Annotated in this window: 11 protein-coding genes; 6 read left to right on the top strand and 5 right to left on the bottom strand. The window is 71.6% G+C overall.

Going from position 1 to position 13,002, the window contains the following annotated elements; genetic code table 11:
- The first annotated feature begins 490 nt into the window (after positions 1–490).
- The 3 genes from ACWGH4_RS02365 to ACWGH4_RS02355 all read left to right on the top strand — a co-directional run bounded on the left by ACWGH4_RS02365 (position 491) and on the right by ACWGH4_RS02355 (position 4,055).
- Positions 491–2,827 (top strand): family 49 glycosyl hydrolase, encoded by a 2,337-nt coding sequence (locus tag ACWGH4_RS02365; protein WP_453454598.1) that lies wholly within the window; start codon positions 491–493, stop codon positions 2,825–2,827.
- A 75-nt stretch (positions 2,828–2,902) separates the two neighbouring features.
- The gene (locus ACWGH4_RS02360) at positions 2,903–3,322 is read left to right on the top strand and encodes a DoxX family protein (protein WP_453454596.1); all 420 of its coding nucleotides are present in this window, start codon (positions 2,903–2,905) and stop codon (positions 3,320–3,322) included.
- Positions 3,323–3,398: 76 nt separating this feature from the next.
- Entirely contained in the window at positions 3,399–4,055 is a 657-nt protein-coding gene (locus ACWGH4_RS02355) for a lytic polysaccharide monooxygenase (RefSeq protein WP_453454595.1), read from the top strand.
- 231 nt (positions 4,056–4,286) lie between these two features.
- On the opposite strand, the gene ACWGH4_RS02350 is transcribed toward ACWGH4_RS02355, so the two are convergent.
- Both ACWGH4_RS02350 and ACWGH4_RS02345 read right to left on the bottom strand, forming a co-directional pair.
- Entirely contained in the window at positions 4,287–4,643 is a 357-nt protein-coding gene (locus ACWGH4_RS02350; protein WP_453454594.1) for a VOC family protein, read from the bottom strand.
- A 68-nt stretch (positions 4,644–4,711) separates the two neighbouring features.
- Positions 4,712–5,521 (bottom strand): methyltransferase domain-containing protein, encoded by an 810-nt coding sequence (locus ACWGH4_RS02345; RefSeq protein ID WP_453454593.1) that lies wholly within the window; start codon positions 5,519–5,521, stop codon positions 4,712–4,714.
- Between the two features lie 145 nt (positions 5,522–5,666).
- On the opposite strand from ACWGH4_RS02345, the gene ACWGH4_RS02340 reads away from it, so the two are divergent.
- Positions 5,667–6,056: a protein-tyrosine phosphatase family protein gene (locus tag ACWGH4_RS02340; protein WP_453454591.1), complete on the top strand. Its 390-nt coding sequence runs from the start codon at positions 5,667–5,669 to the stop codon at positions 6,054–6,056.
- A gap of 180 nt (positions 6,057–6,236) precedes the next feature.
- Here the strand turns inward: ACWGH4_RS02340 and ACWGH4_RS02335 are convergent, their stop codons facing one another.
- Positions 6,237–7,763, bottom strand: a complete 1,527-nt coding sequence (locus ACWGH4_RS02335; RefSeq protein ID WP_453454589.1) for a phosphatase PAP2 family protein — start codon at positions 7,761–7,763, stop codon at positions 6,237–6,239.
- A 202-nt stretch (positions 7,764–7,965) separates the two neighbouring features.
- On the opposite strand from ACWGH4_RS02335, the gene ACWGH4_RS02330 reads away from it, so the two are divergent.
- Entirely contained in the window at positions 7,966–9,183 is a 1,218-nt protein-coding gene (locus tag ACWGH4_RS02330) for an aminotransferase class I/II-fold pyridoxal phosphate-dependent enzyme (protein WP_453454587.1), read from the top strand.
- Positions 9,184–9,249: 66 nt separating this feature from the next.
- On the opposite strand, the gene ACWGH4_RS02325 is transcribed toward ACWGH4_RS02330, so the two are convergent.
- Positions 9,250–9,915: a DedA family protein gene (locus ACWGH4_RS02325; protein WP_453454586.1), complete on the bottom strand. Its 666-nt coding sequence runs from the start codon at positions 9,913–9,915 to the stop codon at positions 9,250–9,252.
- Positions 9,912–10,694 carry an MBL fold metallo-hydrolase gene (locus ACWGH4_RS02320; protein WP_453454584.1) on the bottom strand — a complete coding sequence of 261 codons (783 nt, stop codon included), beginning with the start codon at positions 10,692–10,694 and terminating at the stop codon, positions 9,912–9,914. The genes ACWGH4_RS02325 and ACWGH4_RS02320 overlap by 4 nt, the downstream gene beginning before the upstream one ends.
- Positions 10,695–10,837: 143 nt before the next feature.
- Between ACWGH4_RS02320 and ACWGH4_RS02315 the strand changes: the two genes are divergently transcribed.
- Entirely contained in the window at positions 10,838–12,964 is a 2,127-nt protein-coding gene (locus ACWGH4_RS02315; protein WP_453454583.1) for a phage holin family protein, read from the top strand.
- The last annotated feature ends 38 nt before the right edge of the window (positions 12,965–13,002 follow it).

Here is a 13,002-nt window from a genome sequence, read left to right as displayed (position 1 = left end):
AATGGTTCGGGGGTCGCCACGGCTGCCGCGGTGGGTCCGCCCCGGGGGCCGGACGACTGCGTGTGACAGGAGTGTGGCCCCGACGTTTTTTGTGCGTCAAGAAAGAAAACCGGGCGTTACGCAACCGTGACGCACGCCACTCCGGGACCGTGCACGTCCGCTTCGCCCTCATTGGTGAGGTGTTGCGGCTCCCGTAGGTGTCCCCCGGACAGTGAATCTCGTGCATTTCATTGACACCGCGAAGAAATGGCGCGACGTTATGCGGCGATCGGACCACGCACCGCATCGTCGTTCACGGCATGCGGCACGGCCCGGCCGTCCTCCACCCACGTGTCCCGGGTCTCAGCAGCCCCGTGCCTCTGCGTCCTGCTCCTCCAGGCACTGCACACGCCTGCCGGAGCGCGCAGCCGCAAGGGCCGGCCGACCGGCACGACTGCCCCCGGCCGCATGCCGCCGGGCCACGCCCCTGTGACGAAGGAGAGGCTCCTCAATGCCCGCAGCAAGACCGCAACGACTGGCCAGGCTGGCGGCTGTCGCCGTCGGACTCGCGCTGTCGCTCGCCGGCGTCGTCGCACCCGCCGCGGCGTCGCCCGGACCAGAGCCGGCCAAGGCTCCGAAGGCCGCCGCTCCCCGTACCGCAGGCGCCGCGACCACCGCCGACAGCGCACAACTGCAGACCTGGTGGCACGACAACCAGGAGTTCAACACCACCAGCCCGGTGGCGAACGACAAGGTCAGGCGCTCCTCGTTCTACGACGTGAAGGTCGCCACCGCTGCCGAGCCGGGGACGAAGTACGACTCGTACGCCTACATGAGCATCCCGCGCAGCGGCAAGGGCAAGATCGGCTACACCAAAGAGGACGGCGCCGAGTTCTCCTCGGGCGCGAACCTCACCATGAGCTGGTCGTCCTTCCAGTACACGACCGACGTGTGGGTCGACGTCACCCTGCGCTCCGGACAGACGATCTCCTCGGCCGACCAGGTCAAGATCAAGCCCAGCAGCCTGGATTTCGTCAAGGAACTGGTCGACAGCAAGACCGTGCGCGTCAAGGTGCCCTACGACGCCAAGGGCTACCGGTTCTCCGTGGAGTTCGATCCGCAGCTGTACACGGCCTACAACGACATGTCCGGCCCCGCGAACGACGCCGGCAAGCTCACCGACCAGGGCGGCAGCGGCCGGCGGGCCATCCACACCGAGCCCCGCAACTCCATGATGATCTTCGCGGAGCCGGCCCCGACCGGCGCGGAGAAGGACCGGCTGATCCCGACCGCCGCTTCCGGAAGCATCCACTACCCGCAGCAGGGCCAGGTCACCAACCTGAACACGATCACCGAGGAGATCCTGTACTTCAGGCCCGGCACCTACTACATGACCTCCAAGTACCACGCCCTGCTGCCCAAGCAGGTCAAGTGGGTCTACCTGGCGCCCGGCGCATACGTGAAGGGAGCCATCCGGTTCCCCGACGACAGCCAGGGCCTCTACAAGGTGACCGGCCAGGGCGTCCTCTCCGGTGAGCAGTACGTCTACGAGGCGGACACGAACAACAACTACGACCACCTCAGCGGCGCCTCCAACTGCCACTCCAGTTGCGTGAAGATGCTGCAGTTCGCATCGGCGCAGGGCCGCCAGCAGCACCTGGACCTGCAGGGCGTGACCATCAACGAGCCGCCCTACCACTCCTTCGTCGTCTACGGCGACGAGCAGACCTTCAGCATGCGGGTCGACAACTACAAGCAGGTCGGGTCCTGGTACTGGCAGACCGACGGCATCGAGCTCTACCGCGGCAGCACCATGAAGAACACGTTCTTCAACGCCAACGACGACGTGCTGAAGATGTACCACAGCGACGTCAGCATCGATAACACCGTCATCTGGAAGAACGAGAACGGGCCCGTCATCCAGTGGGGCTGGACCCCGCGCAGCATCGACAACGTGCGGGTGAGCAACACGCACGTGATCCACAACCGGATGTACTGGAAGGACGTCAAATACAACACCTGCATCCTCAACTCCTCCTCGCACTGGGAGGACATGGGCTCGACCACCAAGGCCGACCCGAGCACGTGGGTGAAGAACATGACGTTCGACAACATAACCGTCGAGGGCATGACGAACTGCGCCATCCGCGTCTTCGCCCTCTCCAGCACGGAGAACATCCACGTCAAGAACCTGAAGATCGACGCTTGGAACCAACTGGACGCCGGCTCCCAGGTCAGCCTCCTCAAGCGCTACACCAACTCCGCCGGGCAGAAGGTGACGCTCGGCAACGAAACACGTGACAGCCGCGGTCTGAAGCTGGAGAACTACACCGTCGGCGGCACCGCCATCAACAAGTCCGGCCCCAACTGGGCCGCCGACAAGCTCGGCCGGATCGGCTTCGACGCCGAGACCTGGGACAACTGGAACGCCTGGGGCCCCGGCGGCAACAACCCCGACCCGGCCACCGGCGGAAAGATCGTCAACGGCGCGACATCCAAGTGCGTCGACCGCGCCGGCGCCGGTACCGCCAACGGCACCGCGATCCAGCAGTGGTCCTGCGCCACCACCCCCTCGATGACCTGGACGCTCGACGGCCAGCAGCTCAAGTCCGGCGGCAAGTGCCTGGACGTCGAAGGCGGTTACACCGCGAACGGGACCAGGGCCCACCTGTGGGACTGCGGCGGCTGGGACAGCCAGAAGTGGGCCTTCCAGGCAGGTGGCACCCTGAAGAACCTCAAGTCCGGCCGCTGCCTCGACATCGAAAGCCAGAGCACGGCCGATGGCGCCCGCCTGCACCTGTGGGACTGCAGCAGCTGGGCCAGTCAGAAGTGGACTCTCACCAGCTGACGGAACCCGGGCTCGCCGCCCCGCCCGGCCGGCGGCCGGCCCGCCCCTGACGCACCCCGACGAAAGGGCAACTCTGTGGAAGCAAGGTACGCAACGCAGGCTCTCGGCCTGTTCCGCATCGTGGTCGGCCTGCTGTTCGTCTGCCACGGGGCCGCAACCCTCTTCGACGTCCTCGGCGGGCCCCACGGCCAGGCGCCCTCGGAAGGACAGTGGCCCGGCTGGTGGGCGGCGCTCATCCAGCTGATCGGCGGTGCGCTCGTCCTGCTCGGCATCGCCGCCCGCCCCGCCGCACTCGTGTGCTCCGGCTCCATGGCCTACGCCTACTTCGTCCACCACCAGGCGGACGGACTGTTCCCCCTGGAAAACGGCGGTGAACTCGCCGTTCTCTTCTGCTGGTCGTTCCTGCTCATCGCCGCCCTCGGGCCCGGCAGCTGGTCCATCGAGCAGCGCTTCCCACGCCACAGCCGAAGGGAGGTTCCGAACAACCAGAACTGATCCGGACCGCCGTCATGTGCACCACGCGGGCAACACCAGCCCGCCGATCCCCCAATCACTCTGGAGGAAAAGCACCATGGACCGAGCACCTTCCCGCCCCACCCGTCGCACCGTCCTCAGCGCCGGCGTCCTGGCCACCGGCGTGGCCTGCCTGCTTCCGCTGGCGCCGACGGCCTCCGCACACGGAACAGTGATCACCCCGCAAACCCGGAACTACGGCTGCCTGCAGCGGTGGGGCTACACCGAGCCGAACGAGGCGCAGGACCCCATGTGCTACCGCACCTACCACGAGAACCCGAACGCGATCGGAGCATGGAAGGCCGTCTACGCCAACAACACCGGGGACAACTACAAGCAGGTCATCCCCGACGGGCAGATATGCAGCGCCGGTGGCCAGGGCGAGACCAACTACCGGCCGCTCGACCGCCCCGGTCCCTGGATCACCACCGACATCGGCTCGGACTTCACCGTCGACCTCTACGACGAGGCACGCCACGGCGCCGACTGGCTCGAGGTCTACGTCACCAAGCAGGGCTTCAACCCCGAGTACCAGCTGATCGGCTGGAACGACCTCGAGCTGGTGAAGAAGACCGGCCGCTACCCCTCCCAGCCGCACTACGTCACGGACGTCAGCACGTCCGGCTACAGCGGCCGGCACGTCGTGGTGACCGTCTGGAAGGCCTCGCACATGGACCAGAAGTACTTCCTGTGCAGCGACGTCAACTTCGGATGACGCCGTCAGAGACAAGTCCAGCCCGATGACCAGGCCCCGCGGGCACGCTTCGCCCGCGGGGCCTGTGCTCCTTCCGCACCTGCGGCACCGCTCCCTCTCCCCACGGTGCACCTCCCGCCACCTGGCCTGACGCATCGGAGCCAGCGATGACCCGTGTCTCCCGTCCTGGCCAGAACATCGTCCTGGTCGCAGCCTGCCTCCAGGTCGCCGCCCACGGTCTCGAAACCGTCATCATGAGGAAGCCGGCCTGCGGTCCACGTACTCGAAGACCGAGCCGTCGGGATGGACGGCGATCAGGTTGCGGCCGACGGGCGTCTCCACCGGGCCGGCGAGCACCCGTGCGCCGATGCCGGTGAGGGTGGAGTACGCCTCGTCCACGTCCTTCACGGCGATCGTCGCCGACACCTTCCGCAGGATCTCCAGTTCCGCCTCCGGGCCGCTCATCAGCAGGAAGCAGCCGACGGCCGCCACGGAGACCCCGCCGCGTTCGAACCGGAGCGGCGGGGCGCCGGTGAGGCGTTCGTAGAACGCGGCGGAGGCTTCCAGGTCGTCGACGCAGATGCGGAGCGTGGTTCCGAGGATCTCCATACGGGCGAGCCTAGTTGGCGATCCCGCCCGACGGAATCGGGCCGGACGGGCACGAAGGCCCGGCCGGATCACACCCGGCAGAGCACCTCGCCGTGCGGAACCATGAACCATGCGTCGTCGTGGCCGCCCCAGGTGCGCCACGCGTCGGCGATCGTCCGCAGGTGCTCGTGGGTGGTGTGCCCGCCCTCCACCGCGAGCTCCGCGTACACCGACGCGACCGTGCGGTCGGCCCACAGGCCGCTCCACCATGTGCGATCGTCAGGTGTGGCGAAGCACCATGCCGTCGCGCTGGGCGTGATGTCTGTGAAGCCGGCGGCGCGGGCCCACGAGAGCAGTCTGCGGCCGGCGTCCGGCTCACCGCCGTTGGCGCGGGCCACGCGCCGGTAGAGGTCCAGCCACTCGTCCAGGGCGGGGAGCCGGGGATACCAGGCGAACGCGTCGTAGTCGCTGTCGCGCGCCGCGACGATCCCGCCCGGGCGGCACACCCGCCGCATCTCGCGCAGCGCCTGCACCGGGTCACCGACGTGCTGGAGCACTTGATGGGCGTGGACCACGTCGAAGGAGTCGTCGGGGAAGTCCAGCGCGTGGACGTCGGCGACGGCGAACCGTACGTTGTCCAGGCGGCGTTGCTCCGCGTGCGCCCGTGCCTGCTCGAGCACGCCCTCCGCCGCGTCCACCGCCGTGACCCGGCCCGGCGCGACCAGCTCCGCGAGGTCGGCGGTGATGGTGCCGGGTCCGCAGCCCACGTCCAGCACCGTTGCCCCCGACCGGAGTTCACCGAGGAGGTACGCGGCCGAGTTCGCCGCGGTGCGCCAGGTGTGCGAGCGCATGACGGACTCGTGGTGCCCGTGCGTGTAGACGGCTGTCTCCTGCGGCATGACGTGTCTCCTTCTGCTGAGGCGATGCCGCAACGCTACGCCTCCGTCCCGCATTTCAAGACCCGTGTCTTGGAGTATGGACAGCGCCATGAGTGGATAGGCTGGCCGGGTGACGGAGACATGGCCATCCGACGGTGACGGGATCATGCGCCTGCCCAGCGGCAGGCTCGTACGCGGCAGAGGCCTGCGCAGGCCCCTGCCGGACGGTGCCCGGCCGGAGTTCGGGGTCTATCTGCTCGGCCGCCGGCCTCCCGTGACCGACTGGGAGGCGAGCTGGATCCGCTGGCCCGACTTCCGGCTGCCGGCCGACCGGGCGCAGGCGCGCCAACTGCTGGAGCGGGCATGGGCCCGCGCCGCGACGGAGCGGGTCGAGATCGCGTGCGGCGGCGGCCGTGGCCGCACGGGCACCGCCCTCGCCTGCCTCGCCGTCCTTGACGGCGTCCCCGCCGAGGACGCCGTCGTGTATGTGCGCGAGCACTACCACCGGGGCGCGGTGGAGACGCCGTGGCAACGACGGTACGTCCTGCGCTTCTGACACCGCCGCCCGTACGCACCGCCCGCGCGGGAGGCGCCGCCGGCGCCGCATGACGTACCGCGGGCACGGGCCGGACGCGCTCCCGCGCGGCAAGACGCACCGTCCGTGCGGGACAACGCACCGCCCCCGCGGGCGACCGCACCGCGCCTCCGACGGGACGCGGGACCCTGCCGCAGGCGCCTACAGCAGGGCCTGCGGACGGTAGACCGTCAGTGCCTCCGGGAGCTTGTCCAGGATCAACTCCGGCGGCGCCGGGGCCACTTCACCGTCGTAGGCGAGCAGGGTCCCCGGAGCCAGCCCGCCGATGTGCAGCCGCCGCAGGTGCCGTGTCGCGTGGACGGGGGAGCGGCGCAGCTTGCCGACGAGCGCCGCGCCCAGCAGCCGCCAGCCCGGCGCCCGGCCCCCGTGCACCACGCGGACGTCCAGCAGGCCGTCCACGAGATTCTGCCGGTGGCCCGGTGTCGGGCCGACGCCCTTGTAGACGCCGTTGCCCGCGAACAGCAGCCACATCGGGCGCCGGCGGCCCTGGACCTGCGCCTCCAGCGGCTGCCGGCCGCGCAGCACCAGCAAGGCCGCCAGGACACCGGCGGGCCAGCCGCCGATCCGCGGCGACCAGCGTTCCCTGACGCTCACCAGGTCCGGGTACACGCCCAGGCTGAACGTGTTGAGGAAGTGGCCGGGCTCCGCGCTGCCGTCGGGCCCCGGCGTGAACCGGCCCAGGTCGACCCGGACCGCGTCACCCGCGGCCAGCGCCCGGCAGGTGTCGTCGACGGACTCTATTCCCAGGTCGTACGCGAAGTGGTTGAGCGTGCCTCCGGGGAAGACGGCCAGCGGCAGGCCCCGCACCGCGGCGACCGCCGCCGCCCTGTTGACCGTCCCGTCCCCGCCGAGGATGCCCAGCGCGCGTCCCCGCCCGGCGGCCTTCTCCAGCTCGGCCCGCAGCTCGTCGGGGGCGCACTCCACCACCTCCGCCCGCGGCAGTGCCTGCTGCACGACCGGCGCCATGTCGGCGGAGCCCGACTCCCGGTTGACGATCACGATCAGGCCCTCGCCGTCGGGCAGCTCCGGAGCGTCGGCGTGCGGCGTGCCGGGGGTCGGCAGTTGCGACCTCGTCGGGACCGCGCCGCGCACCGCGAACGCCGCGCCCACGCCCAGCGCCGCGCCGACCAGGACGTCGCTCGGGAAGTGGACACCCGTGTAGACGCGGGAGAAGGCGACGGACGCAGCCACGGGGGCGACGGCGGCGCCCCATCCCTTCGACTCCAGGGCGACACCCGTCGCGAAGGCGGCGGCGGACGCGGAGTGCCCGGAGGGGAAGGAGGTGGTGAACGGCTGACGCTTCAACTGCCGTATCACGGGCACCGCGTCGAGCAACGGCCGTGCCCGGCGCACGGACCGCTTGCCGACGGTGTTGATGACGGCCGAGGCGACGGCCAGGGAGGCGACACCGCGAACGGCGGCTCGCCGCGAGCGCGTGTCACGGCCCAGAGCGGCGATCCCGGCGGCCGCGCCGAACCACAGGATGCCGTGGTTGGCGCTGCGGCTCAGCCGCGGCAGCACCGGCTCCGCGCCGGGCCATTCCCGTGCGGCCACGGCATGGAAGACGCTGCGGTCCCATCGGCCGAGGAGCGCCGTGATCCGCCCGCGGAGCGGCTGCCCGCCGAGCGACCGTGTGCCTGGTACGTGAGTTGCGTGAGCGTCCGACATGTTCCGCGATTACCCCGGGACCGCCGCCACCACGCCGGGCCGCCACCATCCGTGTCGCACCGCCGAGGCACCGTCCCGCCTCGCGCCACGCCGCCGCACCGGCGTACGGACCCTCCTACGGGGCGCCGGGCGGCGATCCTCCGTATAAAGGGCTCGTGGGCGGGCAGGCGCCCCCGGGGTGCGAGCGGCGGAGGTGGACGGGATGACGGGGACCGACCAGGAGGGCCACGGCCCCGTGCGCTACGGACCGCCCGCACCCGACGCGGGGCTTCCCGTGCTGCCCTCTCTGAGTGCCGTCCTGGCCGCCGCCGCCGACGCGGCGGAGGGCGAGCCGCCGGGCGGCGGGCCGACGCTGCGGGAGGCGGCCTGCGGATATTGGTGGCGGCGCGGACTGCGCAGCCGCCCCGGTGAGGTCGTCGCCGCGCCCGGCGCGCAGTCCCTGCTGTTCGCGGTGCTCGGAGCGTACGGCGGAGACGTACTGATGCCCCGTCCGTGCCCTGCCAGGTGGACCCCGCAGGTGCGGCTGCTCGGGCGCCCCGCCTACCACGTGCCGGTCCCCGCGGAGTGCGGCGGAGTGCCGGACCCGGTCGCGCTGCTCGAGACCGTGCGCAGGGTGCGGCTGGAAGGCGGCCGGCCCCGGCTGCTCCTGCTGTCCGTCGCCGACGATCCCACCGCCACCGTCACCCCGCCGGAGATGCTGAGCGAGGTCTGCGAGGCGGCGGTCGGTGAGGGTCTGCACATCATCAGCGACGAGACCTGGCGCGACACCGTGCACGAGCCGCACGCGACGATGCTGGTCAGCCCCGCCGAGATGTACGCGGAGCAGGTGACGGTCATGAGCGACCTCGCCGGCGCGCTCCTCCCGTCGTCCTGGCCGGTCTCCGTCGCCCGCTTCCCGCAGGGGGAGCGGGGCGCGGCCCGGCGGGCCAGGACCCTCGACATCCTCACCGCGCTCGGCGCCGTCGTCCCCGCTCCGGTCGCCGCCGCCGCGGCGCACGCGCTCGACGAGCCCCCGGAGATCACCGAGCGGGCAGCGGAAGCGGTCGCGCTGCACGCGCGGACGGCGGCCGCCGTGCACCGCACGGTGGTGAAGGCCGGCGCGGTCTCCCGGCCCCCGCAGGCGGGCCGGCACCTCTACGCCGACCTGAGCCCGCTGCGCGGCCGCCTCGCGGAACTGGGCGTCAGCGACTCCATGGAGCTGGAGGACTATCTGACCGAGCGCCTCGGCATGCCGGTGCCCGGCGGGCACCGGTTCGGCGACGAACTGGGCGCACTGCACGTCAGGCTGGACACGGCGCCTTTCCTGGGGGCCAACGCCGAGCAGCGGCTCGAGTCGCTCGCCGCTGCGGAGCCACTTGAACTGCCGCATGTCGCGCAGGCGTTGGAGAATCTGCGATCGGTCTTCGACGGGCTCCGTTGAGGGCCGTCAGCCGCTGTGGCGGAGCCCGCCCCGGCCGCGGGGAAGGGCGCTGCGGGGAGCGGGCGGTCAGGCGGGCCGGCTGTCGGAGCCGTAGGCCGTCCGCAGTCTGCGCCAGACGGCAGGCGCCCCGCTGATCACCAGCGTCAGCACGACCGCGGCGACGACCCCCTGCCACGGCTCGGCGAACAGCGAACCGCCCACGATGCCGATCAGACCGTAGGTCGCGGCCCACGCCAGGCAGGCCGGGACGTCGCCGCGTACGAAGCGGCGCAGCGGCATTCTGGCCAGCAGACACGCCAGCATGACCGGAATGCGCCCGGCGGGCACAAGGCGCGAGAGAACCAGCACCGTCACGCCGTGCTCGTCCAGCTTGCGCTGCGCCTGCTCCAGCCGGTCGGGTGCGACGCGCCGGCGCAGGGCGGCGAGCCACCGTGAACCGTTCCTCGAGCGGACCCCGCGCCGTCCGAGCCAGTACAGGGTGACGTCTCCCAGGAACGCGGCCGCGGAGGCGAGGAGGAAGACGTACAGCAGCGCGAGCGGTGCCATCTGGTGGAAGGCCACCACGGCGGCGGAGGAGACCACGGCTCCGGTCGGCACGACCGGGACCAGCGCGCCGAGCACCACCAGCAGGAAAAGCGACGGATAGCCGACGGCCTGCTGGGTCGACTCGGGGGGCAGTTGCTGTACGAGCTCCGACAACTGGCCGAGCGCCTCGGCGAGCTGCGTCCTCACCGCTTCTCCTCCGGCCGGATCCGCTCGCAGTGTCCGAGCCGGTGCACCGCCACCTTCGGGGCCAGCAGCGCCGCCTTGCGCGCGAACTCGTCCCCGGGCGCGTAGAACTCGTGCGGCCGGATGCCGTCCATCCCGATCGGCCAGTATGTGCCGTAGTGGACGGGCACGGCCGCCCGCGGCGCGAGCACGGCGGCGGCCTGCGCCGCACGGCCCGCGTCCAGATGACCGTGGCCGAGGAACGGGCCCCAGCCGCCGACCGGCAGCAGTGCCACGTCCACGGGGCCGACCTCTTCCGCCATCGAGTCGAACAGGCCGGTGTCACCCGCGAAATAGGTGTGCGACTCGCCGCTGACGACGAAGCCGAGCGCCGGTGAGCGGTGCGGCCCGAGCGGCAGCCGGCGGCCGTCGTGCATCGCCGGCACGGCCCGTACGAAAAGGTCCCCCACCCGTACCTCGTCGCCCGGACCGACCTCGGTGACCCGCAGGGCGGCCGTGCGGACGAGCCGGCCGAGCCGCGGCACCGAACGCGGCGCGCCGCGCGGCAGGATCAGGCGCGTGCCGGGCGCCAGGCGGGCGAGCGACGCGAGGTGCAGATGATCGGAGTGCAGATGGGAGACGAGCACCGCGTCGGCTACGGCGGCCTGCGGCGGCGGCAGTTCGCCGCGGCGTCTGCGCAGATGGGCCAGCCGCCGCACGAACAGCGGGTCGGTCAGCACCCGGACCCCGGAGTCCTCGATCGTGCAGGTGGCATGACCCCACCAGGTGACCTCCACCGGCACGCGATGCCTCCTCCTTAAGAACCCCCGTACCGTACGAGCCTAGGGCCTTCGCGGGCGGTCCGGGCCCGGTGCGGCCACCCCGCCGGACCCGGCTTCGCGCTGTGCCACGCTGGAGTCCTGCTCGAAGGATGAGGTGAAGGGGCGTGGGCGAAGGGCGGTGGCGCAGGGCCGGCAGCGCCGTCGTACGTGTGACCGTCGTGTGGGCGGTCTCGACGCTGACGATGCTGGCGCTGGCCGGGCTTCTGCCGGACTTCCGGCTCCAGTCCGACGACGGCGACAGCGCCACCCGGACCGCGGTCACCGCGGCCTCGGGTGCGGGCGCGTTCGGACTTCTCACGGGCCTCGTCTGGCCCGTGGTGGTGCGGGCCCTGCTGCTCGTACCCGCCCTGGTGCTCGGCCTGCTGGTGTTCTTCCTCAACGGCTCGCTGCTGCTGATCGCCCTGTGGATCGTTCCCGACGGACGCGGCACGGCCAACCCGGAGACGGCGGTGGTGGTGGCGGCCGTCATGTCGGCCGTCGCCTCCGCCACCTCCACTGCGCTCGCCGTCCGCGACGACAACGCCTACCGGCGAAGGCTGTACCGGCTCGCCCACCGCCGTGGGCGCGGCAGGACCTCACAGGACCGCTCGGGCCCGCCGGGCACGGTCTTCCTCCAGCTCGACGGCGTCGGCTACGAGGTACTGCGCGGCGCCGCGGAGAGCGGTGTGATGCCGACCGTGGCCGGCTGGCTGGGCGCCACACACCGGCTCACGCCCTGGCGCACCGACTGGTCGAGCCAGACCGGTGCGAGTCAGCTCGGCATCCTGCACGGCTCCAACCACGACGTGCCCGCGTTCCGCTGGTACGAGAAGGACACCCGCCGGATCGTGGTGAGCAACCGTCCGGCGAGCGCCGGGGAGCTCCAGCGGCGGGCGATCGAGCTCACCGGCGACGGCGGGCTGCTGACAGTGGACGGCGCGAGCCGAGGCAACCTGTTCAGCGGTGGCGCGGACCAGCTCGCCCTGGTGCTGTCGATGGCGGCCCGGCGCGGCAGGGCGAACCGTTCCCGGGCCGGCTATTTCGCGTACTTCTCCGATCCGGCCAACGCGGTGCGCACCGCGGTGTCCTTCGTCGCGGAGGTCGGCCGTGAGATCGGCCAGTCGACGAGGGCCAGGCTCCGCGGCGACACGCCCCGGGTCGGGCGTGGCGGTCTCTATCCCTTCATCCGGGCGTTCGCCACCGTCGTCGAGCGCGATGTGGTGGTCGCCGCCGTGATGGGGGACATGCTCGCCGGACGCCGGGCCGTCTACGCCGATCTGGTCGCCTACGACGAGGTGGCCCACCACTCAGGGCCGCACAGCGGGGACGCCTTCGCGGTGCTGGAGCGGCTGGACCGGTCCATCGCCCTGATCGCCAAGGTCGCGGAGCACGCGCCGCGTGCCTACCGGATCGTGCTGCTCTCCGACCACGGCCAGAGTCCGGGCGACACCTTCGAGGGCGCGTACGGGCTGACGCTGAAGGACCTGGTGCGGGCCGGCTGCGGGCTGCCGGTGCCGCGGCGGGCCGGGCGGTCGAAGAGCGGTGCGGAGGCCCGCGACGCGGCGCGCGACGCGCTGCGGACCGCGCTGCACCGGCAGCCGGCCGGGGACGGTGAGGAGCGTCCGGCGACGGGCTCAGACCCGATCGTGCTCGCCTCGGGGAACCTGGCCCTGATCTCGTTCCCCGACGTGCCGTACCGCATGAGCCAGGAGGAGATCCGCCGCCGCCATCCGGCGCTGCTGCCGACTCTCGCCAACCATCCGGGCATCGGCTTCCTGCTGGTGCGCAGCGAAATGTACGGCTCCGTGGTGCTCGGCCCGGACGGCACGGAGGTGCCCGTCGAAGCGCTGAAGGACGACGCCGGACCGCTGGCCGGTTTCGGGCCCGGCGCGGCCGACGCAGTGCGCCGCACCGACTCGTTCCCCCACGTCGCGGACATCATGGTCAACTCGATGCACGACCCGAGGACGGGTGTCGTGCACGCCTTCGAGGAGCAGATCGGGTCGCACGGAGGGCTCGGCGGGGAGCAGTCGCAGGCGTTCCTGCTGTCGCCGTTCGAACTGTCCCCGCCGGTCCCTCCAGGGGACGACCTGATCGGCGCGGAACAGGTGCACCGGGTGCTGCGCCGCTGGCTGCGGGAGGGGGAAGGCCCGCAGATCCCGATCGGGACGGTGCAGGTTTCCCGGCCGGACAGCGAAACGGAAGAAGAAATTCCGGTTGACGGGGGAGTCGTGCCGGACAAAAACGGGTGATTTCTCCGCAGCCTCTCCCATGCCGGAACATGTCCCGG

This window comes from Streptomyces sp. NPDC054847 (assembly GCF_053610925.1).
Note: the sequence above shows the minus strand (reverse complement) of the source record. Positions and strands in the feature narration are given on the sequence as shown.